The organism is Acidovorax sp. Root219 (assembly GCF_001428665.1).
GTDB lineage: Bacteria > Pseudomonadota > Gammaproteobacteria > Burkholderiales > Burkholderiaceae_C > Acidovorax.
On the sequence record NZ_LMIJ01000046.1, the window covers coordinates 347 to 22370 of the forward strand.

Genomic DNA, 22024 nt, shown 5'->3' on the forward strand with positions numbered 1-22024 from the left:
ACCCTCAACAAAGGCACGCCTCATCAAAGCGAAGCGACACCCAAAGCCAAATAATCAAAAAACCCGCGCCATCACAACATGCGCAATCCCAGCCTCCTCATAAGACTCCCCCACCACAGCAAACCCCGCCCTCCGGTAAAACCCCTCCGCATTGCCCTGCGCATGCAACTGCACCTCCCGGTCCCCACGAGCCCGCGAAGCATCCACCAACGCATCCAATAACTTGCGCCCCCACCGCGTCCCCCGCACCGACCGGTCCACCGCCAACCGCCCAATGCGCCCAACACCCGGCGCCTCCTGCAACAGCCGCCCCGCCGCAATCGGCTGCCCCAGCCGGTTGTAGACCACCGCATGGCGCGCAGTGGCATCGAGCGCATCGGCCTCGATCTCGGCGGGAATGCCCTGCTCTGTGACGAACACGGCAGTGCGCAAGCGGCCCGCATCACGGCCCAGCGCATTCCAGTCGCCGGTCCTGACCTCGGCCGTGTCCTCCCCGGCTTCGAAGGCGGTGACGATGTCGCGCAGCGCCTGGGGCACAGGCCGCGACTTCTGCGCCACCGGATCGGCGAACACGTAGACCAGCTCGCCCGAGACCAGCAGCCGGTCGCCACTGAAAATGCCTGCCTCGAACAGGCACGAGGAATTGCCCACGCGCGCGCAGCGCATGCCCACGTCCAGCGTGTCGTCCATGCGCGCCGAGGCGTGGTATTCGAGGCTCGCCTTCTTCACGAACAGCTCGCCGTCGAGCGCGTGCATGCTGGCCTCGTAGGGCAAGGCCAGGGCGCGCCAGTATTCGGACATGGCGTTGTCGATGTACATCAGGTAGTGGCCGTTGAACACGATCTTCTGCATGTCCACTTCGGCCCAGCGCACCCGAAGGCGATGGAAACAACGGAAATCACGGCGTTGCATAGTTTGTGTCTCACTCCAATTGAAAAGCGTTGCGCAGCGCGCGCGCCGCGTCGGCATGGGCCTGGCGCGCCTCGGGTATGGCGCGGCCCATCTTGATGAATTCGTGCGTCACACCGCGGTAGATCTCCAGGTCCACCGCCACGCCGGCGGCGCGCAGCTTGTCGGCATAGTCCACGCCCTCGTCCACCAGCGGATCGCACTCGGCCAGTCCCATCCACACCGGGGCCACGCCGTCCACATCATCGGCATGCAAGGGCGCAAAACGCCAGTCCTCGCGCTGCCCGCGGGTGGTGACGTACTGGCCGAAGAACCAGGTGATGGCCGGCTCGTCCAGCACTAGGCCACTCGCAAAGCGGGTGTGCGAGGGTGTGTCCTGGTGCGCCGCGCAGCCCGGGTAGATCAGCAGCTGCAGTGCCAGCGGCAGGCCCGCATCGCGCGCCAGGATGGCGCTCACCGTGGCCAGCGTGCCGCCGGCGCTGTCGCCACCCACGGCGATGCGCGCCGGGTCGGCGCCCAGGCGGGTGGCATTGGCGTGCAGCCAGGCCAGAGCGTCCCAGGCGTCGTTGGTGGCGGTGGGAAAGCGGTGCTCGGGCGCCAGCCGGTAATCAAGCGACACCACCATGCAGCCCGCAAGCCGCGCCAGTTCCCGGCACAGAATGTCGTGCGTAGCGATGCTGCCGATGGTGAAACCGCCGCCATGGGTGTACAGCAGCACGGGCAGCGGGCCCGCGTCCTGCGGTGAGGGGGCGTACAGGCGCGCAGGCAGCGGATGGCCGTCGCGTGCAGGGATGGAGAAGTCCTCCACGCGGGGCAGAACGGGCTTGGGGATCTCCAGCACGTCGGCACCGGCCGCATAGGCGGTGCGCGCGTCCTGCGGGGTGCGGGTGTACAGCGGCGGGTGGCCCGCACGCGCCATGCGTTCGAGCACGCTGCGCATCTGGGGGGTCAGGCGATTGGCGTGGATGTGCAGATCGGTCAAAGGGCAAACTCGCTCAATTTCAAAAAAGGCAGGGACGAATCTACCCGAACGCCCTGCACCCTGCCGCAGCGCCCTGAAAAGCCGGCCACGCCGTTGTCACGGAGGTGACGAAAAAAGCGGCATCCATGAGGGTTTGCTTCAGGGCCATGCCGCCCCCTGGGTTGTAAAGTCGATAGCCATCCTCCACGCAATTTCCCGCAACGCCATGGCCTTCATCTACTACGTCACCCAGATCCAGTTCGAGTTCGGCGCCGTGAAGCTGCTCCAGCAGGAATGCGAGCGCGTGGGCATCACCCGCCCGCTGGTCGTGACGGACCCTGGGGTCAAGGCCGCCGGCGTGCTGCAAAAGGCGCTCGATGCGCTCGCGGGCCTGCCCGTGGCGGTGTTCGACCAGACTCCGGCCAACCCTACCGAGGCCGCCGTGCGCGCCGCAGTGGAGGTGTACAAACGCGAGGGCTGCGATGGCCTGATCGCCGTGGGCGGCGGCTCGGCCATCGACTGCGCCAAGGGCATCGCGATCGCTGCCACGCACGAAGGCCCGCTCACGCACTACGCCACCATCGAAGGCGGCTCGCCGCGCATCACCGAGCGCGCCGCGCCGCTGATCGCCGTGCCCACCACCAGCGGCACCGGCAGCGAGGTGGCGCGCGGCGCCATCATCATCGTGGACGACCACCGCAAGCTCGGCTTTCACTCCTGGAACCTGGTGCCCAGGACGGCCATCTGCGACCCCGAACTCACCCTGGGCCTGCCGCCCGCGCTCACTGCGGCCACCGGCATGGATGCCATCGCGCACTGCATGGAGACTTTCATGTCGGCCGCCTTCAACCCGCCGGCCGACGGCATTGCCCTGGACGGCCTCACGCGCGGCTGGGCGAACATCGAGCCGGCTACGCGCAACGGCAGCGACCGCGATGCGCGCCTGCACATGATGAGCGCCAGCATGCAGGGCGCCATGGCCTTCCAGAAGGGCCTGGGTGCCGTGCATTCGCTGAGCCACAGCCTGGGCGGCGTGAACCCGCGCCTGCACCATGGCACGCTCAACGCCATGTTCCTGCCCGCCGTGGTGCGCTTCAATGCCGGGGCCGAATCCGTGCAGAAGGACAAGCGCCTGGAACGCATGGCCCATGCCATGGGCCTGGCCAGCGCAGGCGACATCCCCGAAGCCATCCGCGACATGAACGCCCGCCTGGGCCTGCCCACGGGCCTGGCGGCCATGGGCGTGACCGAAAGCATGTTCGACGACATCATCAAGGGTGCGATGGCCGACCACTGCCACAAGACCAACCCGCGCATCGCCACGCCCGAGGAATACCGGGACATGCTCACGCAGTCGCTCTGACGCCTTCAGCAGCCCGCCCGGCGGCCGGCAAACCAGGTCCGCAGCCGCCTGCCAGCCCCACGGCGGCCTCCCCCATACGGGCGGGGCACAGACAGCGCCCGTGCAGCTAAACTGCGAGCTGTCAAACAATAATTAACAAAGTAATTAACGGACCGGCGCCGCAGGGCGCCGTGGGCCGTTGCCACTGCTGAGCGAGGCGGCATGCATGGTGGAGTGCATGGCCGGCACGCGGGCCGGGCTGTCGGCTGTGCCACCGGAAACGGGCGGGCGCTCGCCGCTGGCGATCCCGCGCGCTCTTTCATCCAATCCATGAAATGACCGGCTGATCCATCCATGCGCGCAGAAAAATTCAGGGCCTGGCTGACACAGGGAACCATTCCCCGGCTGTACCTCGCGATCCTGGTGATCATCGTGGCGGTCGTGGCCGTGCGCTACCAGCAACTGGTGTCGTTGGAGGAGGAGGAAGCCAACGACCGTGCCGTGGCCGAACTCGCGCGCGTGGGCGACAGCCTGCTGCCCACCCTGGTGGCCCTGGACCCAGCGAACCGCGAGTCGGCCGCCCGCGTGCTGCAGGCCACACCCACGCGCTTCGGCCCGGCCGTGCAGTCGCTGCTGTGGCAGGTCCCAGGCCAGGCGCCCCTGCAATGGACCGCGCCCCCCGTGGCCATGCAGGCCCCTGCGTGGTTTGCCCAGGTCCTGGACATCACCCCGCCCACGCAGCGCTTCGGCCAGGCGTTTGCGGACGGTCGCACCGGCGTGCTCACGGTCACCGCCGATCCCGGCATCCTGGTGGACCGGGTCTGGAAGACGGTGGTGGTGCAGGCCCGCATCTCGGCGCTGAACATCTTCACCATCCTGTTCCTGCTGACCCTGATCCTGCGCGCCAACGCCCGCATGCTGCGCCGCCTGACCGAGGCTACGGACCGCTTCCGCCAAGGGCACCTGGACACGCGCATGGACATCAAGGGCACCCTGGAATCGCGGGCGGTGGCCAACACTTTCAACGACATGGCGGGCAAGGTGCAGTCGCTGGTGCACTCGCTGCGCGAGACGCAGCAACTGCAGAGCGAGCAACTGCACTTCACGCGCCAGCTCATCGACGCCCTGCCCCTGCCGGTGTTCGTGCGCGAGGCGGACGGCACCTTCGTCGATGCCAACCGCGCCTGGCAACGGCTGTTCCAGAACGGCGACCCCGGCCTGCCGGGCCAGGGCATGTTCCCGGGCCTCACGGCGCCGCACCTGCTCTCACCCGCACAGTCCCGGCAACTGGCCATGTCGCAGGACAACGAGGTGCTGGTGCAGCCCCCCGGCCAACTGGCACGCACCATGGCCTACTATGAAGCGCCCTTCACCAGCACGAACGGCGCCGTGGCCGGCACCGTGGGCACGCTGGTGGACATCACCGAGCGCAAACGCGCCGAGCAGGCACTGCGCAACGAGAAGGACCGCGCCGAAGTCACGCTGGCCTCCATCGGCGATGGCGTGATCACCACCGACCTGGCCGGTTGCATCGAGACCATCAACGAGGCGGCCCAGCTCATGACCGGCTACACCGCCGATCAGGCCGTGGGTGAACTGCTGGACGACGTGTTCCGGCTGTACGAGGAGCCCGCGAGCCAGGCGGCCGGCCGTGCCACCGGGGAACAGGTCCATGCCAACGCCCATCGCCCGGCCATGCAGGAAGTGCTGCTGCACCGCTCGGGCGAGCGCTACGCCATCGAGTACACCGCATCGGCCATCCGCCAGGGCAGCGGGCGCGCATCGGGCTGCGTGCTGGTGTTCCGCGATGTGACCGAGGCCAGCCACCTGCGCCACCAGATCTCCTGGCATGCGCGGCACGATGGCCTGACCGGCCTGCTCAACCGCGCCGCCCTGGCCGAGCGGCTCACGCACGCCCTGTTCGTGACGGGCCGCAGCCCCACCCTGCTGGCCGTGTGCATGCTGGACCTGGACCATTTCCAGGGCATCAACGACGCCCACGGCCACCGCATGGGCGACCGCCTGCTCAAGGAGGTAGCCCAACGCCTGAACGCCTTTGCCACCGGCAGCAATGCCGCGGCGCGCCTGGGGGGTGACGAGTTCGTGCTGCTGCTCAACCACCAGACCGACGTGCCCGCCATCGAAGAGCATGTGCACCAGCTCATGCAACAGCTTGCCGCGCCCTATGCCATCGACGACCGCCTGCTGCACACCACCGCCAGCGTGGGCGTGGCCGTGTTCCCGCAGGACGACGTGAACCCCGACACCCTGCTGCGCCAGGCCGACCAGGCCATGTGCCAGGCCAAGCGCTCGGGCCGCAACCGCATGCACCTGTTCGACGTGCAGCTCGACCACGCGGTGCAGACCCAGCATTCGCAGCAGACCCGGGTGGCCCAGGGGCTGCAGGCCGGCGAGATGCGCCTGTACTACCAGCCCAAGGTGAACCTGCGCACCGGCGAGGTGCTGGGCATGGAAGCACTGCTGCGCTGGCAGCACCCGGAGCAGGGCCTGCTCGGACCCCAGCATGTGCTGCCCCTGCTGGAAGATGTGGAGGTGGTGGCCGAACTCGGCGAATGGGTGCTCAAGGAAGCGCTGGCTCAGATGCGGCAGTGGAGCCTGGCGGGTGTGCAGTGGGAGGTCAGCGTGAACATCGCTGCACAGCACTTTCACCGCCCCGACTTCGTGGACCGGCTCAAGGACCTGCTGCTGACCTGCCCGGAAGTGTCCCCCGCCCGGCTGGAACTCGAGATCCTGGAATCCGCCGCGCTGCAGGACATGCAGTACATGCGCAGCATGATGCACAGCTGCCAGGCACTGGGCGTGCGCTTCGCGCTCGACGACTTCGGCACGGGTTTCTCGTCGCTGTCCTACCTCAAACGCCTGCCGGCGGAAACCATCAAGATCGACCAGTCTTTCGTGCACGGCATCCTGCACGACGAGGACGACCTGACCCTGGTCAACGCCATCATCACCCTGGCCCGGGCCTTCAACCGCCACGTGATCGCCGAAGGCGTGGAAACGCAGGCCCATGGCGAGAAACTGCTGGCGCTGGGCTGCGAGCGGGCCCAGGGCTTCGGCATTGCGCCCCCTATGCCCGCGCACGAGGTGCTGGCCTGGACCCGGGCCTACGAGCAACGCCACCTCCAGCAGACTGCAGCGGCCCGGCCGGCCAGCATGGTCACGCCTTCTACCCCCACACCTGCCCGCTGAGCAGACCCGAGGCAGGGCTGGCTACAGTGCCTGCACGGCCCCCATATCGGGCCGGTGCAACCACTCGGCCAGCTCATCGGCCAGTTGCTGGCTGGCCCCCGTGGCGGCCAGCCAGGCTTTGGCGCGGCCCGTGCTGTCGGTGCCGTAGTGCGTGAAGTCGTTGCGGTCAGGCAGCTTGCCGTGTGGCAGCGTTCGCACCCATTCGGGGTGCGGCGACAGCACCACCATGGAGTCGAGCGCCGCAGTGGAGCCGTGCCGCCACTTGAGCCCCTTGTCCAGCCAGCCGGGCACCACCTGGTGCTGGAAATGGGGGTACAGCACCAGGCCCCCGGCCCCTGCGGGTGCCAGGTGGTAGCCCATGTGCAGGTGGTAGTCGGTGATGCCGCCATCCCAATAGGCGCCGCGCGGGGCGCCAGGAATGTCGTGCACGGCCTGCAGCACGAAGGGGATCGAACAACTGGCCTGCAGCGCGGGCATGAAGTTCTGCGCCGTGAGCTGTACCTGGCGTGTGCGGAAATCCGCCGTGCCGAATGGCAGCGCCGCGCCACCCGGGGCGGGGGCCGCGGCATCAGGGGACGAGAACACCACCCGCTCCAGCCACGCGCCCAGGGCCTTGCGATGCACCGTGTTGGTCAGAAAGGCGCCCAGGTAACCCAGCGGCGTGCCCACCCTGTGCTCGCGTGCCAGTACATGCCGGCCGCGCGAGGTGACGATGTGCAGGTGAAAGCGTGGGTGGCTCAGCACCTCGGCCACCCGCCCACCATAAAAGGCCTGCAGGTTCTGGCCAAAGCGTTCGCTCACATGGGACGCCGGGGGGCGCTTCTTGCCCGGGGGCAGCTCATAGCTCTGGTGGATGTAGTCGTGCTCCAGCCGCTCGAAGGCGGCCACCGACGACCCCAGGCAAGCCGTGGCCATGCGCCAGGCCCCGATGGAGGCGCCCACCAGGTGCACCGGCTGGCTGGAACCGGTCAGCCAATCGCCGAAAAGGAAGCGGTCCAGCGGCCCCAGGATCAGCCCCTTGGGGCCGCCGGCCGCAGCCGGGATCACGCGCACGTCGCCCGGTTGCAGGCCATGTTGTTCGAGGTGCTGGCGGGCGCGCGGGCCCGCATGGATGCGCAGTGCTTTCATGCCCGGCATTGTCCCAGAGCGAAGGCTCAGACCACGTAATCTGCGGCGGCCTCGGGGCGCACGTTCCAGTCGATGGGGTCCTGCTGCAGCACCATGTCGATATCGAGCCCCAGCACCAGCCCCACTTCGCCCGGGAAGGAGACAGCCAGTTCGTTCTCGTTGAGCCCCGCCTCGCGCGCGCGGGCGCGCCAAGAGGCCAGATGGATCACGCCCGCCAGCGGCTCGTAGGCCTTGTTCTCGAAAGGCGCGTCCTGGTACTGCAGGGCGTCCACCACCACCTCGGGCAATTGCCAGCGCCGGGCCAGCCCCGCGGACACATTGGCGTAGCAGTAACCGAAGATGCGCTGCTCCACCTTGCTGCGGCGCATGTCCAGGGGCGGCACCAGGGTGTTGACCGAATGGGCCTTCTCAGGGTCGGCCAGGTGGATCACGAGCTCGCCCAGGCCGTGCAGCAGGCCGGCCGTGTAGGCCGCGATCTGGTCATGGTGCACCAGGCCCGCGAGCGAGCGCGAGAGCTTGGCGGTGTTCAGGCTGTAGCGCCAGAACTGCTGCATGTTGATCCCGGGCACGGAGCGCGAGGTGGTGCCCAGGGGCGCCGAGGTGACCAGCGTGCGCAACTGGCCGGTGCCCAGCAAGGCCAGGGCCTGGGGGATGCCCGCGATCTGGCGCGGCATCTGGAAGGCGGGGGAGTTGGCGAGTTCGAGCAGACGCGCGGCCAGGGCCGGGTCGGTGCCGAAGAGCTGGTTCATGCGCCGCAGGCTGGGCTCGGGCTGGGCCAGCTCGCTCATCAGCAGCGCAACGGTGCGCGGCAGGCTGGGCAGGGCCGCCGGCTGGGCCAGCAGGGCATTCAACTCCATGGGTGATCGGGCGTCTGGTGGGACAAGCGGCGATTATGGCGCTGCCCGTACCAACAGCCCATCACCCATTTTGTCCATGCAGTCTAACCTGCACGGGCGGTTGCGGTGGCCGCATCAACGGTCAGCGGCCCTTGGCCTGCTGCAGCTTGGCAAAGGCCGAGGCCATGGCCGACTGCTGCGCCGGTTCGGGACCCCGGCGCTGGGGCTGCTGCTGGTAGCCGCGCCCGGCCCCTTCGAAGCGGTTGTCGCGCGCACCGCCCCGGTCGCCGCCCTGGCGCGGGGGCGCATCGCCGAGCTTCATCGACAGGCCGATGCGCTTGCGCTCCACGTCCACCTCCATGACCTTGACCTTGACGATGTCGCCAGTCTTGACCACTTCGCGCGCATCGTTCACGAACTTGTGCGCCAGCTGGCTCACGTGCACCAGGCCGTCCTGGTGCACCCCGAGGTCGATGAAGGCGCCGAACTGCGCCACGTTGCTCACCGTGCCCTCCAGGATCATGCCTTCCTTGAGGTCCTTGATGTCTTCCACGCCATCGTTGAAGCGCGCCACCTTGAAGTCCGGTCGCGGGTCGCGGCCGGGCTTTTCGAGCTCGCCCAGGATGTCCTTGACGGTGATCACACCGAACTTCTCGTTGGCGAACAGCTCCGGCTTCAGCGTCTTGAGCATGTCGCTGCGGCCCATGATCTCGACCACGGGCTTGCCCGTCTTTTCCATGATCTGCTCGACCACGGGGTAGGTCTCGGGGTGCACGCCCGTCATGTCCAGCGGGTTGTCGCCGCCGCGGATGCGCAGGAAGCCCGCGCTCTGCTCGAAGGTCTTGGCGCCCAGGCCCGACACGTCCATGAGCTGCTTGCGGCTCTTGAAGGCGCCATTGGCCTCGCGCCAGCGCACCACCGCCTTGGCCACGCTGGGCGACAGGCCCGAGACGCGGCTGAGCAGCGGCACGCTGGCCGTGTTCAGGTCCACGCCCACGGAGTTCACGCAGTCTTCCACCACCGTGCCCAGGGTGCGGGCCAGCTCGCTCTGGTTCACGTCGTGCTGGTACTGGCCCACGCCGATGCTCTTGGGGTCGATCTTGACCAGCTCGGCCAGCGGGTCCTGCAGGCGGCGCGCAATGCTGGCGGCGCCGCGCAGGCTCACGTCCACGTCGGGCATCTCCTGCGAGGCGTATTCGCTGGCGGAGTAGACCGAGGCGCCGGCCTCGCTCACCACCACCTTCTCGATGGCGCGCTCGGCCTTGGCGGCCAGCTTGATCAGGTCGGCCGCCAGCTTGTCGGTCTCGCGGCTGGCCGTGCCGTTGCCGATGGCGATCAGGTTCACGCCGTGCTTTTCCGCCAGCTTGGCCAGCGTGTGCAGCGAGCCTTCCCAGTCGCGGCGCGGCTCGTGCGGGAACACCGTGGCGGTCTCCACCAGCTTGCCCGTGGCGTCCACCACGGCCACCTTCACACCCGTGCGGATGCCTGGATCCAGCCCCATCACCACGCGCGGGCCGGCAGGCGCCGCCAGCAGCAGATCGCGCAGGTTGTCGGCAAACACCTTGATCGCGACCTTCTCGGCATCGTCGCGCAGGCGGGCGAACAGGTCGCGCTCGGTCGACAGGCTCAGCTTCACGCGCCAGGTCCAGCTCACGCACTTGCGCAGCAGGTCGTCTGCCGGGCGGCCGGCATGGCTCCAGCCCAGGTGCAGGGCGATCTTGCCTTCGGCCAGGCTGGGCTTGCCCGGCTCGGGCTCGACCGGCAGCACCAGCTTGCCTTCGAGGATCTCAAGCGCCCGGCCGCGGAACACCGCCAGCGCCCGGTGCGAGGGCACGCGGCCGATGGGTTCGTCGTATTCGAAATAGTCGCGAAACTTGGAGACCTCGGGGTCGTTCTCGTTCTTGCCGTCCACCTTCTTGCTGCGCAAGAGGCCTTCGGACCAGAGCCACTCGCGCAGCGACTGCACCAGCACCGCATCCTCGGCCCAGCGCTCCGAGAGGATGTCGCGCACGCCATCAAGCACGGCCGGCACGGTGGAGAAGTCGGCGCCGGTCTTGCCGTCGTCCAGCACCTCGGGCGGCTTGGTGAAGGCGGCGGCCTCGGCTGCGGGGTCCAGCGTGGGGTCGGCAAACAGCTTGTCGGCCAGCGGCTCGATGCCGAACTCGCGCGCCATCTGGCCCTTGGTGCGGCGCTTTTGCTTGAAGGGCAGGTAGATGTCCTCCAGCTCCTGCTTGGTAGGGGCGCTGGCAATGGCCACGCGCAGGGCGTCGGTCAGCTTGCCCTGCTCGTCGATGCTCTTGAGCACGGTGGCGCGGCGGTCTTCGAGCTCGCGCAGGTAGGACAGGCGCGCTTCCAGCTCACGCAGCTGGATGTCGTCGAGCCCGCCGGTCACTTCCTTGCGGTAGCGGGCGATGAAGGGCACCGTGGCCCCCCCGTCGAGCAGCTCCACCGCTGCACGCACCTGGGATTCACTGACTTTGATTTCTGCGGCCAACTGCCGGACGATCTGCTGCATGGGTGGGCAAACTCTCTGAAACTCGAAAAAATACGCGAAGCGCGGGAGTTTGCCACAGCCACTTTTGGTAACAGCCCGGGCAACGCCCTGGCTTACCCTCGGAAATGCCGGAGCTTCTTAGAGCGGCTAACAAAACTCAGCGAAGCGGTTCTGGCTAGGCGCTGCTTCGCAGGCAGTACGAGCAGTACGACAAGACGCTGCAACGCCGCCAGAAGAGGTTTGTTAGCCGCTCTTAGAATGCAGGGACCACGCCGCTCGCCAGATCCGCACGCCCTCTCCCTCCATGAAGCCTGTCCCCTTCCCCGTCCGCACGGAGTGCCCGCCTGGCGCCTGTGTCTGCGACCGGGACGCCCTGCTCCAGGCCCCCGATGGCGACACGCGCATCCTGCAGCTGACCCAGACCGAGGAAAAGAAGCTGCTCACCCGGCTCGAGGGCATCACCAGCCTGGCTGACCTGCGCCGCATGCAGGAGCGCATGGAACAGCAGCTCGGCATCCGCATCACCGTCACACCGAGCCCCAACGAAGTGCGCACCCTGCGTGGTATCGCCATCCTGGTGCACGAGCAGCCCGGCCTGTGCCGCAAGACGCGCCAGTCCATTCCGGCCGCGATCAAGAAGGGCATGGACCAGCGCCCCGAGATTGCCTACGAGTTGCTGGACGAGGGCGGCCTGTTCTCCAGCCCGTGAGGGGCCTTCCCCACGCCTTGCAGGGCGCAGGATGACGCTACCATCTCCTTACCCCGCGTTTCGTTCCCTCTTGTTGTTGTCCCGGAGTCCCCATGGCCGCTGCTGAATCAGGCACCGAACTCGTCAAAGTCGTCGTGCTGCTGGCCGCTGGCGTCATCGCCGTGCCCCTGTTCAAGCGCCTGGGCCTGGGCTCGGTGCTCGGCTACCTGGCCGCAGGCCTGGCCATCGGGCCGTTCGGCCTCGGCTTCTTCAGCGATGCCCAGACCATCCTGCACGTGGCCGAGCTCGGCGTGGTGATGTTCCTCTTCGTGATCGGCTTGGAGATGCAGCCCACCCGGCTGTGGAACCTCAGGCGCCAGATCTTCGGCCTGGGCCTGGCCCAGGTGCTGGTCTGCATCGCACTGCTCACCGCCACTGGCGTGGTGGCAGGGCTCTCGTCGGCCGTGGCTTTTATCGCGGCCTCGGGCTTTGTGCTCTCGTCCACGGCCATCGTGATGCAGTTGCTCGACGAGAGCGGCGACACCTCCACGCCGCGCGGCCAGCGCATCGTCTCCATCCTGCTGCTCGAAGATCTGGCCATCGTACCCTTGCTGGCCATCGTCGCCTTCCTTTCGCCCGCCCCGACCGGGGAGGCCGTGTCTCGCTGGGTCACCGTGGGTGTGGCGCTGGCGGCCGTGGTCGGCCTGGTCGCAGTCAGCCGCTGGCTGCTCAACCCGCTGTTCAGCGTGCTGGCCCGTGCCAAGGCGCGCGAGGTGATGACCGCCGCCGCCCTGCTGGTGGTGCTGGGCGCGGCGCTGGCCATGCAGTGGGGCGGGCTGTCCATGGCCATGGGTGCTTTCGCGGCCGGCGTGATGTTGTCTGAATCCACCTTCCGCCACCAGCTAGAGGCCGATGTGGAGCCGTTTCGCGGCATCCTGCTGGGCCTGTTCTTCATGGGCGTGGGCATGGCGCTCGACATTCCGCTGGTGCTGCAGAATTGGCCTCTGCTGCTGGGGGGCGTGGTGGCCTGCATGACCGTCAAGGGCATCGGCGTGTACGCCGTGGCACGCTTCACCAAGGCTGCGCACGGCGAGGCCCTGCAGCGCACCATGCTCATGGCCCAGGGCGGTGAATTCGCCTTCGTGCTCTATTCGGCTGCGGCTGCTGCGGGCATCGTGGAGGCACAGATGAATGCCGTGCTCACCGCTGCCGTGATCATCTCCATGGCGCTCACGCCGCTGGCCGTGCTCTCGCTGCGCTGGCTCATGCCACCCGAGCCCGCGCAGGACATGGCGGGCATCGACGCGGCCGATGGCCTCAAGGGCACGGTGCTGATCATCGGCTTCGGCCGCTTTGCGCAGATCGCCAGCCAACTGCTGCTGGCGCGGGGTGTCGACATCGCCATCATCGAGAACGACACCGACATGATCCGCGCGGCCGCGAAATTCGGCTTCAAGGTCTACTACGGCGACGGCACGCGCCTCGATGTGCTGCACGCCAGCGGCGCACACCACGCCAAATCCATTCTGGTCTGCGTGGACGATGCCAAGACCACCACGCGCATCGTCGAGCTGCTCAAGCACGAATGCCCGCTGATCCCGGTGCTGGCGCGCGCCTACGACCGCCAGCATGCCATCGAGCTGCTGCAGTTGGGCGTGGACTACCAGATGCGCGAGACCTTCGAGTCGGCCATGGGCTTTGGCATGCAGGCGCTGCAGACCCTGGGTGTGGACGCCGAAGAGGTGGCCGAAGTGGCTGAAAGCATTCGCCACCGCGATGCCGAGCGCCTGCAGCGGGAGCTGGCCGGGGACAAGGACGGCGCGCGCAACTTCTTCCAGGGCAACAAGTGGATTGCCACCCCGCTCACGCAACCCCAGCGCGAAGCCAGGGCACTCAACGAAGAAGCGGCCGATGCACTGGAGCAGCAGCCGCAGCCCGCAGTGGCTCCACAGGCCTGAACGCGAGAGGCGCCATGGGCATGCAGGACGATCTGTTCGGTGGCCCGCCTGAGCCACCGCCGCCGCCACCCGCAGCGCCCGCCGCCGTGCAGGATGAGAAGTCCCCTGCCCCGCCCGCACGCAAGAAAGGCCTGGGCGTCAGCGCACAGCCGCAGGACGACGCCACGCACGCCCTGGCCGCCAGCCTGTCGACCCACCTGCGCCTGGGTACCTCCACCTGGACCTACCCGGGCTGGAAGGGCCTGGTTTGGGAGGGCGAGCACTCCCCGGCACAGCTGTCCAAGAACGGGCTGTCAATCTACGTCCAGCACCCTTTGCTGCGCACGGTGAGCATCGACCGCAGCTTCTACCGCCCGCTCACGGTGAGCCAGTACGAGCGCTATGCCAGCCAGGTGCCCGACGACTTCCGCTTTGTGGTCAAGGCCCCGAGCCTGGTGACCGATGCATTGGTGCGCAGCGAAGATGGCCGTGGCCGCGAGCCCAACCCCGCCTTTCTGAATGCCGACCTGGCACGCACCGAGTTCGTGGAACCCGCGCTGCAGGGCCTGGGCCACAAGATCGGGGCGCTGGTGTTCCAGCTCAGCCCCCTGCCCATGGACCAGCTCGACCGCCTGCCCGAGGTGCTGCAGCGCCTGCGCACCATGCTGCTGGCCCAGCCCAAGCTCGCCCCCATTGCGCCCGACGGCATCCTGGCCGTGGAGGTGCGCGACCCCGAATGGATCAGCTCGCACTGGATGGCCCTCGACTTCGCGGCCGTGCTGCGCGAGGCGGGCGCCACCTACTGCATCGACCTGCACCCCAAGATGCCGCCGCTGGCCGACCAATTGCACATGCTGCGCGCGCTGTGGCCCGGCCCGCTGGTCTGCCGCTGGATGCTGAACCCGGTGCACGGCCCCTATGGCTACGAAGAGGCCGAAAAACTCTACGAGCCCTTCGACCAATTGCACCACCCCGACCTGCAGAACCGCGAGGAGCTGGCGCGCCTGATCGCCGGCGTGACCGGTGCCGGGCAGAACGCCTACGTCTGCATCAGCAACCATGCCGAGGGCTCGGCCCCGATCACCATCCAGGCACTGGCAGAGCGGGTGGCCGCGCAGCCGCCGGCCCGCAAGAAGACCTGACGGAGATCAGGCGCGGGCTGCGGCCACCGACTGGTCGCTGTGGCCCGCCAGCGTGATCCAGGCCAGCGCCACGCCCACCAGCGCGCCCGTGGCCATGCCGACCACCATGGGCAGCGGCTTGCCGTTGGCGAACAGGCCCACGATGCCCATGGCGGCAGCGCCCGTGAGCATCTGCAGTGTGCCAAGCAGGGCCGAGGCCGTGCCCGCAATGGCGCCGTGCTTTTCCAGCGCCAGCACCGAGGTGGTGGGAATCACCAGCCCCATCAGCGCGCTGGCCACGAAGTACAGGCCGATCAGCACCGCGAGCTCATCGCCGCCGAGCAGGTAGTAGCTGAGCATCGCCACCATGACCACGCCCGAGCCCGTGGCGGCGGCCTTGACCAGGCGCACCAGCCCGAAGCGCTCGCCCAGCGCGGCCGTGAACTGCGAGGTACCGATGAAGGCCGCTGCATTCACCGAAAATGCCAGGCTGTACTGCGTGGGCGTCAGGCCGTAGTGGTTGATGAGCACGAAGGGCGAGCCCGCCAGGTACACGAAAAAGCCCGCCATGGCGCAGCCGCCGATGAACACCAGGCCCAGGTAGTGCCAGTCGCGCAGCAGCAGCCCGTAGGCGGCGAGGGCCCCGCCCAGGCTGCTTTCCACCCGATCGGCCGCAGGCCGTGTTTCGCCCAGGCTGCCGTACACCAGCGCCAGGCCGGCCACGGCGGCCACCGCCACCACCCAGAACACGCCGCGCCAGCCGGCCAGGGCGATCACGCCGCTGCCCGCCAGCGGCGCCAGGATGGGCGAGACGCTGAACACCAGCATCAGCAGCGACATCAGCCGCGCCGCATCGGTGCCCGTGTGCAGGTCGCGGACCACGGCGCGCGGAATGGCCATGCCCGCCGCCGCGCCCAGGCCCTGCACGAAGCGCAGGGCGATCAGGGTCTCGATGTCGGTGGCCAGCGCGCAGCCCACGCTGGCCAGGGTGAACAAGGCCAGGCCGAAGTACAGCGGCGGCTTGCGCCCCACCATGTCCGACACGGGGCCGTAGAGCAGCTGGCCAGCCCCCAGCGAGAGGAAGAAGGCCGTGAGGCTCCATTGCACGGCCCCCACCGACGCACCCAGGCTGGCCCCGATCTCGGGCAGCGCGGGCAAATACATGTCGATGGCAAACGGGCCGATGGCCGAGAGCAGGCCCAGGATCAGGGCCATCTTGAAGAAGCGGGAAAAATGCATAGCCTGCCATTGTCGCGGGCACCCGGAAAAACCCTTATCGGCAGACTGGGCCGTTTCGAGGTAGGAGACCTGTTCAGTCGGCCTGTGGCTCGACCCGGTTGCCGCCGGCCTGCCGTGCCCGGGCCAGGGCGCTGCTGGCGGCGCGCACCAGTTCATCGGCGCGCTGGTCGCGCACAGGCACCAGCGCGGCCACCCCCCCGCCCAGGCTGAGCCGGCCCAGGGCCGAGCCTTCGTGGGGCAGTGCCAGCGAGCGCACAGCGACCACGGCGCCCTGCGCCAGGCCCTGGGCCTCATCGAAAGTCGCGCCGGGCAGCAGCAAGGCAAAGGCATCGCCCGCGAACCGCGCCACCAGGCCGCCTGGGCGCTCCTGCACGATCTGGGTGAGCGTGACGGCCAGGGTCTGCAGGCAGGCATCGCCCGCCAGGTGGCCATGGCGGTCCATGAAGTGGCGCAGCGCATCCACCTCCAGCAGCACCAGCGCCAGCGGGGTGGCGGCGCGCTGCGCGCGCTCCCAGGCCTGCTGCAGCACGTGGTCGAACTGGCGCCGGTTGCCCAGGCCGGTGAGGCTGTCGGTGCGGTCCATGGCGTCGATGCGCTGCTGCGCCTCGGCCAGGGCCCGGGTGCTCTCCTGCAGTTGCGCCTGCAGCACGCGGTGGTCGTTCTGCAGGCGCACCATGGCGGCAGAGCTCCCCTGCGGCAAGGGGCCCGAGGGCACCGAGGTGCCGCTGTGCACGATCTTCCACTCCGCGCCTTCCAGGCGGAACACCAGCACCAGGCGCGCCACCGGCACCTGGCCGGCCGGGGTCTCGCCCGCATCGGGGCCACGCACATGCACCAGCGCCGTGGCCGAGACAACGTCCTCGGCCAGGTCCTGCAGGCACAGGTCGAGCACCTCGATGCGCATGTGCTGCGGCACCAGGGCAAAGTCCTGCAGGATGGCGGCCACCCATTCGCTGCGGGTGTGCACCAGGCGGTCGCTGCGGCTGGCGTAGCCGCTGAACTGGGTGCTCAGGCGCCCGATCAGGCGCTCGTCGCGCGTGGAGTACAGCGCGATGTAGTCGTCGAAAAGTTGGCGGATGAGGGGCTGGCGATCCGGTCGCATGCGTGCGGGTTCCTCGTCAGGGCATCCTGAAAAAACATGCGGTGCACCGCCATGCGGGTCCGCACGGCCCCCGGTCCATGTTCCGGGTGGCGCGCGATGCACTTTAGCACCCCGCACCCAGGGCGGCCATGCATACTGCATGCACTCCCATGCGAACATCGCCTGTATGACGCACATCCCCAACACACGGACGGGCCGCACCGCATCGCTGGTGCTGGCCTGCCTCATCGCCCCCCTGCCCAGCCTGGCGCAGGCACCGAACCCCGAACCTGCTGCCGCACTGGTGCTCTCGGCCGATGGCAGCCTCGTGATCGACACGCGCGCCAGGCTGGCCTGGCCGCGCTGCGTCGAGGGCATGCAGTGGACCGGCACCACCTGCACGGGCACGCCGCTGGAGATCGACCATGCCCAGGCCCTGGCCCACGCCCAGGCGCGCTGGAAGGCCGAGGGCCTGCCCTGGCGCCTGCCGCGCGCCGCCGAGCTGCGCCGGCTGGTGGACAAATCGGCGCGCACGCCGGGGCTCGATGCACGGCTGTTCCCGGCCGCGCCCTCGGGCTGGTACTGGGCGGTCAACGCCAACGTCAAGGGGGGCCTGGCGGGCAACCAGTACAACTACGGCAACGTGGAAAAGGCCCAGCGCCAGGGCCAGGGCGGCGACAGCCTGGACACCACGCGCGTGAACCAGCGCTTTGCCGTGGACCTGGCGACCGGCGACATCCGCAGCGACGCAGCCAAGTTCAGCAAACTCCACATCCGCCTGGTGCGCACGCACAGCGACTGACGGCACGGCGGGCTCCGCCCCGCGCCACGCCGAGCCTTCTCTTTACGCTTTTTTTACGGCACGGCCTGCAGTCTGTGCCCTGTTTTTACGCGCGGATCCCGAGACTTCTCCCATTGCCCAAATGGAGAAGCAAACCATGGATTTCGTCTATATCGCGGCGGCCACCGGCCTGTGGGGCCTGGTCCTGCTGCTCGTGCGCGGCTGCAGCCGCCTGGAACAAAAACCCGCAGGAGAGCGCGCATGATCGCCGTCGAACTGCTCTATGGGCTCAGCGGCCTGATCGCGGTGCTGCTGCTCGCGTACCTGGTGTACGCCCTGATCTGCGCGGAGCAATTCTGATGACCGCCGCTGCGTGGGCCTTGCTGGGCTCTTTTCTCGTACTGCTGGTGCTCATGGCCTGGCCGCTGGGCCGCTGGGTGGCCGTGCTCGCCACCGGTGCCCCCCCGGCCTGGATGCAGAAGGCCGAATCAGGCCTCTATCGCCTGGCGGGCGTGGACCCGCAACAAGGTATGGGCTGGTCGCGCTATGCCCTGTGCCTGCTGGTGTTCAATGGTACCGGCCTGCTCTTCGTTTACGCCGTGCAGCGCCTGCAGGGCCTGCTGCCCCTGAACCCGCAGGCCATGCCCGCCGTGTCGGCCGATTCGTCGTTCAACACCGCGATCAGCTTCGTGTCCAACACCAACTGGCAGGGCTACGGGGGTGAAGCCACCATGAGCTACCTCACGCAGATGGTGGCGCTGGCCGGCCAGAACTTCTTCTCGGCCGCCACCGGCATCGCCGTGGCGTTCGCGCTGATCCGGGGCTTTACCGCCCGCTCCAGCGCCGTGTTGGGCAACTTCTGGGTGGACATCACGCGCATCACCGTGTGGCTGCTGCTGCCGCTGTCACTGGTGCTGGCCCTGTTCCTCGCCGGCAGCGGCGTGGTGCAGAATTTCAATGCCTACACCGACGTGGCCACCCTCGAATCCACCAGCTACCAGCAGCCGGCCTTGGACGGCCAGGGTGCGCCACTGCTCAATGCCCAGGGCCAGCCCGTGCTGCAGGCGCTGACCACACCCACGCAGACCCTGGCCATGGGCCCGGTGGCCTCGCAAGAGGCGATCAAGATGCTGGGTACCAATGGTGGCGGCTTCTTCAACGCCAACTCGGCCCACCCGTTCGAGAACCCCACGGCCTGGACCAACCTGGCGCAGATGCTGGCCATCTTCCTGATCCCGGCCGCGCTGTGCTTCGCCTTTGGCCGCAGCGTGGGCGACCAGCGCCAGGGCCTGGCGGTGCTGGCGGCCATGACCGTGCTGTTCGTGGCTGCGGTGCTGGCCATCATGCCGGCAGAGCAGGCGGGCAACCCGCTGTTCGCGCAGCTGGGCGTGGACCAGGCGGCCAGCGTGGCGCAGGCCGGCGGCAACATGGAAGGCAAGGAGACACGCTTTGGCATCACCGCCTCGGGCCTGTTCGCCGTGGTCACGACAGCCGCTTCGTGCGGTGCCGTGGTCGCGATGCATGACTCCCTCACGCCGCTGGGCGGCATGGTGCCCATGGTGCTCATGCAATTGGGCGAAGTGGTGTTTGGCGGCGTCGGCTCCGGCCTGTACGGTATGCTGGTCTTCGCCATCCTGGCGGTGTTCATCGCCGGGTTGATGATCGGCCGCACGCCCGAGTACCTGGGCAAGAAGATCGAGGCGCACGAGATGAAGCTGGCCTCGCTGGCCATCCTGGCGACTCCGCTGCTGGTGCTGCTGGGCACGGCCATCGCGGTGTCCACCACCTCCGGCACCGCCGGCATGGTGCAGGCCGGCCCGCACGGCTTCAGCGAGGTGCTGTATGCGCTGAGCTCGGCGGCCAACAACAACGGCAGCGCCTTCGCGGGCCTGTCGGCCAACACGCCGTTCTACAACATGCTGCTGGGCGTGGCCATGTGGCTGGGCCGGTTCGCGGTGATCGTGCCGGTGCTGGCGATTGCCGGCGCCCTGGCGCGCAAGAAGCGCCTGCCGGTGACGGCAGGCACCATGCCCACCCACGGCCCGCTGTTCGTGGTGCTGCTGATCGGCACCGTGCTGCTGGTGGGCCTGCTCAACTATGTGCCGGCATTGGCCCTGGGGCCCGTGGTCGAGCACCTGATGCTGGGAGTGGCCCCATGAACGCCCCGCGCAACCCCGCCCCTTCCACCCCCATTGGTACCCCTGCCATGCAAGCAACCCCTGCCCTGGCCTTGATGGACAAGGCCCTCGTGCTGCCCGCCCTGCGTGCCGCCTTCACCAAGCTCAACCCGCGCGTGCAATGGCGCAACCCGGTGATGTTCGTGGTCTACATCGGCAGCATCCTGACCACGCTGCTGTGGCTCAACGCCCTGGGTGGCCAGGGTGACCAGGGCGCCGGCTTCGTGCTCGCGGTGGCCGTGTGGCTGTGGTTCACCGTGCTCTTCGCCAACTTCGCCGAGGCCCTGGCCGAAGGTCGCAGCAAGGCCCAGGCCGCGTCGCTGCGCACGCTCAAGAAAAGCAACTGGGCCAAGAAGCTCAAGGAACCCCGCCACGGCGGCACCTGGCTGCCCGAGCAGGCCGAGAACCTGCGCAAGGGCGACGTGGTGCTGGTCGAGGCCGGCGACATGGTGCCCATGGACGGCGAGGTCATCGAAGGCGTGGCCTCGGTGGACGAATCGGCCATCACCGGCGAGTCGGCTCCCGTGGTGCGCGAATCGGGCGGCGACTTCTCCTCGGTCACCGGCGGCACGCGCGTGCTGTCGGACTGGCTGGTGGTGCGCGTGGCCGTGAACCCCGGGGATTCGTTCCTGGACCGCATGATCAGCATGGTCGAGGGCGCCAAGCGCCAGAAGACGCCCAACGAGATCGCGCTCAACATCCTGCTGGTGGCGCTGACCATCGTGTTCCTGGTGGTCACGGTCACCCTGCTGCCCTACTCGCTCTACAGCGTGCAGGCCGCCCAGGCCGGCACGGTGGTGAGCCTCACGGCCCTGGTGTCGCTGCTGGTGTGCCTGATCCCGACCACCATCGGCGGCCTGCTGTCGGCCGTGGGCGTGGCGGGCATGAGCCGCATGATGCAGGCCAACGTGATCGCCACCTCGGGCCGCGCGGTGGAGGCCGCCGGCGACGTGGACGTGCTGCTGCTGGACAAGACCGGCACCATCACCCACGGCAACCGCCAGGCCAGCGCCTTGCTGCCCGCACCGGGCGTCACGCAGGCCCAACTGGGCACCTGCGCCGCCCAGGCATCGGCCGCCGATGAGACGCCGGAGGGCCGCAGCATCGTGGCCCTGGTGCAGGCCGCAGGCGAGCCCGTGGCCGTGCCCGCAGATGGCAGCGTCACCGCCATCGCCTTCACTGCGCAGACACGCATGAGCGGCGTGGACATCGCCCAGACGGGCGGCAGCGTGCGCCAGCTGCGCAAGGGCGCGGTGGACGCCGTGCGCCGCCATGTGGAGGCCCTGGGCGCCCACATGCCCGCCGAGGTGCTGCGCGCCGCCGACGAGGTGGCACGCCGCGGCAGCACGCCGCTGGCCGTGGCCGACGGCAGCCGGGTGCTGGGCGTGGTGGAACTCAAGGACATCGTCAAGACCGGCATCCGCGAGCGCTTTGCGCAGCTGCGCCGCATGGGCATCAAGACCGTGATGGTGACCGGCGACAACAAGCTCACGGCCGCCGCCATTGCCGCCGAGGCCGGCGTGGACGACTTCCTCGCCGAGGCCACGCCCGAGGCCAAGCTGGCGCTGATCCGCCAGTACCAGGCCGAAGGCCGGCTGGTGGCCATGACCGGCGACGGCACCAACGACGCACCCGCCCTGGCCCAGGCCGACGTGGCCGTGGCCATGGGCTCGGGCACGCAGGCCGCGAAGGAGGCCGGCAACATGGTGGACCTGGACTCCAACCCCACCAAGCTCTTGGAAGTGGTGGAGACCGGCAAGGCACTGCTCATGACGCGCGGCTCGCTCACCACCTTCTCCATCGCCAACGACGTGGCCAAGTACTTCGCCATCATCCCGGCGATCTTCGTGAGCACCTACCCACAACTGGCGGCGCTCAACGTGATGCAGCTGACCAGCCCGCAGTCGGCCATCCTGGCCGCCGTGATCTTCAACGCCCTGGTCATCGTGTTTCTGATTCCGCTGGCGCTCAAGGGTGTGCGCTACCGCGCCGTGGGGGCCGCTGCCTTGCTGCGCCGCAACCTGGCCATCTACGGGCTGGGCGGGCTCATCGTGCCCTTCATCGGCATCAAGGCCATCGACCTGCTGCTCTCGGCCATGGGCCTGGTCTGAACACCCAAG

Annotated in this window: 16 protein-coding genes; 9 read left to right on the top strand and 7 right to left on the bottom strand. The window is 68.6% G+C overall.

Annotated elements, in window-relative coordinates; genetic code table 11:
- Positions 1-54: 54 nt before the first annotated feature.
- Together ASE28_RS28525 and ASE28_RS28530 are read right to left on the bottom strand one after the other, a co-directional pair.
- A complete protein-coding gene (locus ASE28_RS28525; protein ID WP_057269476.1) occupies positions 55-912 on the bottom strand; it encodes a YbgC/FadM family acyl-CoA thioesterase in 858 nt (285 codons plus the stop codon).
- Positions 913-922: 10 nt separating this feature from the next.
- The gene (locus tag ASE28_RS28530; RefSeq protein WP_057269477.1) at positions 923-1891 is read right to left on the bottom strand and encodes an alpha/beta hydrolase; all 969 of its coding nucleotides are present in this window, start codon (positions 1889-1891) and stop codon (positions 923-925) included.
- A 205-nt stretch (positions 1892-2096) separates the two neighbouring features.
- Between ASE28_RS28530 and ASE28_RS28535 the strand changes: the two genes are divergently transcribed.
- A complete protein-coding gene (locus ASE28_RS28535; RefSeq protein ID WP_057206028.1) occupies positions 2097-3233 on the top strand; it encodes an iron-containing alcohol dehydrogenase in 1137 nt (378 codons plus the stop codon).
- 333 nt (positions 3234-3566) lie between these two features.
- Positions 3567-6422 carry an EAL domain-containing protein gene (locus ASE28_RS28540; protein ID WP_057269478.1) on the top strand — a complete coding sequence of 952 codons (2856 nt, stop codon included), beginning with the start codon at positions 3567-3569 and terminating at the stop codon, positions 6420-6422.
- A 21-nt stretch (positions 6423-6443) separates the two neighbouring features.
- On the opposite strand, the gene ASE28_RS28545 is transcribed toward ASE28_RS28540, so the two are convergent.
- The 3 genes from ASE28_RS28545 to ASE28_RS28555 form a co-directional block, all read right to left on the bottom strand.
- The gene (locus ASE28_RS28545; protein ID WP_057269659.1) at positions 6444-7550 is read right to left on the bottom strand and encodes a patatin-like phospholipase family protein; all 1107 of its coding nucleotides are present in this window, start codon (positions 7548-7550) and stop codon (positions 6444-6446) included.
- A 26-nt stretch (positions 7551-7576) separates the two neighbouring features.
- Positions 7577-8407, bottom strand: coding sequence for an HDOD domain-containing protein (locus ASE28_RS28550; RefSeq protein WP_057206022.1), 831 nt, complete (start codon positions 8405-8407; stop codon positions 7577-7579).
- 121 nt (positions 8408-8528) lie between these two features.
- Complete coding sequence (locus ASE28_RS28555; RefSeq protein ID WP_057206020.1) at positions 8529-10901, bottom strand: Tex family protein; 2373 nt, start codon at positions 10899-10901, stop codon at positions 8529-8531.
- A gap of 283 nt (positions 10902-11184) precedes the next feature.
- Between ASE28_RS28555 and ASE28_RS28560 the strand changes: the two genes are divergently transcribed.
- The 3 genes from ASE28_RS28560 to ASE28_RS28570 all read left to right on the top strand — a co-directional run bounded on the left by ASE28_RS28560 (position 11185) and on the right by ASE28_RS28570 (position 14647).
- Positions 11185-11589, top strand: a complete 405-nt coding sequence (locus ASE28_RS28560) for a hypothetical protein (RefSeq protein ID WP_057269479.1) — start codon at positions 11185-11187, stop codon at positions 11587-11589.
- A 92-nt stretch (positions 11590-11681) separates the two neighbouring features.
- Positions 11682-13526: a monovalent cation:proton antiporter-2 (CPA2) family protein gene (locus ASE28_RS28565; protein ID WP_057269480.1), complete on the top strand. Its 1845-nt coding sequence runs from the start codon at positions 11682-11684 to the stop codon at positions 13524-13526.
- A 20-nt stretch (positions 13527-13546) separates the two neighbouring features.
- Positions 13547-14647: a DUF72 domain-containing protein gene (locus ASE28_RS28570; RefSeq protein ID WP_057269660.1), complete on the top strand. Its 1101-nt coding sequence runs from the start codon at positions 13547-13549 to the stop codon at positions 14645-14647.
- Between the two features lie 6 nt (positions 14648-14653).
- Here ASE28_RS28570 and ASE28_RS28575 read toward each other — a convergent pair whose 3' ends face one another.
- Together ASE28_RS28575 and ASE28_RS31705 are read right to left on the bottom strand one after the other, a co-directional pair.
- Positions 14654-15865, bottom strand: a complete 1212-nt coding sequence (locus ASE28_RS28575; RefSeq protein WP_057269481.1) for a multidrug effflux MFS transporter — start codon at positions 15863-15865, stop codon at positions 14654-14656.
- 73 nt (positions 15866-15938) lie between these two features.
- Entirely contained in the window at positions 15939-16967 is a 1029-nt protein-coding gene (locus ASE28_RS31705) for a diguanylate cyclase domain-containing protein (protein ID WP_057269482.1), read from the bottom strand.
- A gap of 166 nt (positions 16968-17133) precedes the next feature.
- On the opposite strand from ASE28_RS31705, the gene ASE28_RS28585 reads away from it, so the two are divergent.
- The 4 genes from ASE28_RS28585 to kdpB all read left to right on the top strand — a co-directional run bounded on the left by ASE28_RS28585 (position 17134) and on the right by kdpB (position 22015).
- Positions 17134-17748: a DUF1566 domain-containing protein gene (locus ASE28_RS28585; protein ID WP_057269483.1), complete on the top strand. Its 615-nt coding sequence runs from the start codon at positions 17134-17136 to the stop codon at positions 17746-17748.
- Between the two features lie 240 nt (positions 17749-17988).
- Complete coding sequence (kdpF, locus tag ASE28_RS28590) at positions 17989-18087, top strand: K(+)-transporting ATPase subunit F (RefSeq protein WP_057206008.1); 99 nt, start codon at positions 17989-17991, stop codon at positions 18085-18087.
- The gene (kdpA, locus tag ASE28_RS28595) at positions 18087-19886 is read left to right on the top strand and encodes a potassium-transporting ATPase subunit KdpA (RefSeq protein WP_057269484.1); all 1800 of its coding nucleotides are present in this window, start codon (positions 18087-18089) and stop codon (positions 19884-19886) included. The genes kdpF and kdpA overlap by 1 nt, the downstream gene beginning before the upstream one ends.
- A 47-nt stretch (positions 19887-19933) precedes the next feature.
- The gene (kdpB, locus tag ASE28_RS28600; RefSeq protein ID WP_157422171.1) at positions 19934-22015 is read left to right on the top strand and encodes a potassium-transporting ATPase subunit KdpB; all 2082 of its coding nucleotides are present in this window, start codon (positions 19934-19936) and stop codon (positions 22013-22015) included.
- The last annotated feature ends 9 nt before the right edge of the window (positions 22016-22024 follow it).

What these genes read in the sequence shown, in the direction of transcription:
- ASE28_RS28525 (WP_057269476.1), bottom strand. Translation starts at nt 912, where the DNA reads ATGCAACGCCGTGATTTCCGTTGTTTCCATCGCCTTCGGGTGCGCTGG.
- ASE28_RS28535 (WP_057206028.1), top strand. Translation starts at nt 2,097, where the DNA reads ATGGCCTTCATCTACTACGTCACCCAGATCCAGTTCGAGTTCGGCGCC.
- ASE28_RS28540 (WP_057269478.1), top strand. Translation starts at nt 3,567, where the DNA reads ATGCGCGCAGAAAAATTCAGGGCCTGGCTGACACAGGGAACCATTCCC.
- ASE28_RS28545 (WP_057269659.1), bottom strand. Translation starts at nt 7,550, where the DNA reads ATGAAAGCACTGCGCATCCATGCGGGCCCGCGCGCCCGCCAGCACCTC.
- ASE28_RS28550 (WP_057206022.1), bottom strand. Translation starts at nt 8,407, where the DNA reads ATGGAGTTGAATGCCCTGCTGGCCCAGCCGGCGGCCCTGCCCAGCCTG.
- ASE28_RS28555 (WP_057206020.1), bottom strand. Translation starts at nt 10,901, where the DNA reads ATGCAGCAGATCGTCCGGCAGTTGGCCGCAGAAATCAAAGTCAGTGAA.
- ASE28_RS28560 (WP_057269479.1), top strand. Translation starts at nt 11,185, where the DNA reads ATGAAGCCTGTCCCCTTCCCCGTCCGCACGGAGTGCCCGCCTGGCGCC.
- ASE28_RS28565 (WP_057269480.1), top strand. Translation starts at nt 11,682, where the DNA reads ATGGCCGCTGCTGAATCAGGCACCGAACTCGTCAAAGTCGTCGTGCTG.
- ASE28_RS28570 (WP_057269660.1), top strand. Translation starts at nt 13,547, where the DNA reads ATGCAGGACGATCTGTTCGGTGGCCCGCCTGAGCCACCGCCGCCGCCA.
- ASE28_RS28575 (WP_057269481.1), bottom strand. Translation starts at nt 15,865, where the DNA reads ATGCATTTTTCCCGCTTCTTCAAGATGGCCCTGATCCTGGGCCTGCTC.
- ASE28_RS31705 (WP_057269482.1), bottom strand. Translation starts at nt 16,967, where the DNA reads ATGCGACCGGATCGCCAGCCCCTCATCCGCCAACTTTTCGACGACTAC.
- ASE28_RS28585 (WP_057269483.1), top strand. Translation starts at nt 17,134, where the DNA reads ATGACGCACATCCCCAACACACGGACGGGCCGCACCGCATCGCTGGTG.
- kdpF (WP_057206008.1), top strand. Translation starts at nt 17,989, where the DNA reads ATGATCGCCGTCGAACTGCTCTATGGGCTCAGCGGCCTGATCGCGGTG.
- kdpA (WP_057269484.1), top strand. Translation starts at nt 18,087, where the DNA reads ATGACCGCCGCTGCGTGGGCCTTGCTGGGCTCTTTTCTCGTACTGCTG.
- kdpB (WP_157422171.1), top strand. Translation starts at nt 19,934, where the DNA reads ATGCAAGCAACCCCTGCCCTGGCCTTGATGGACAAGGCCCTCGTGCTG.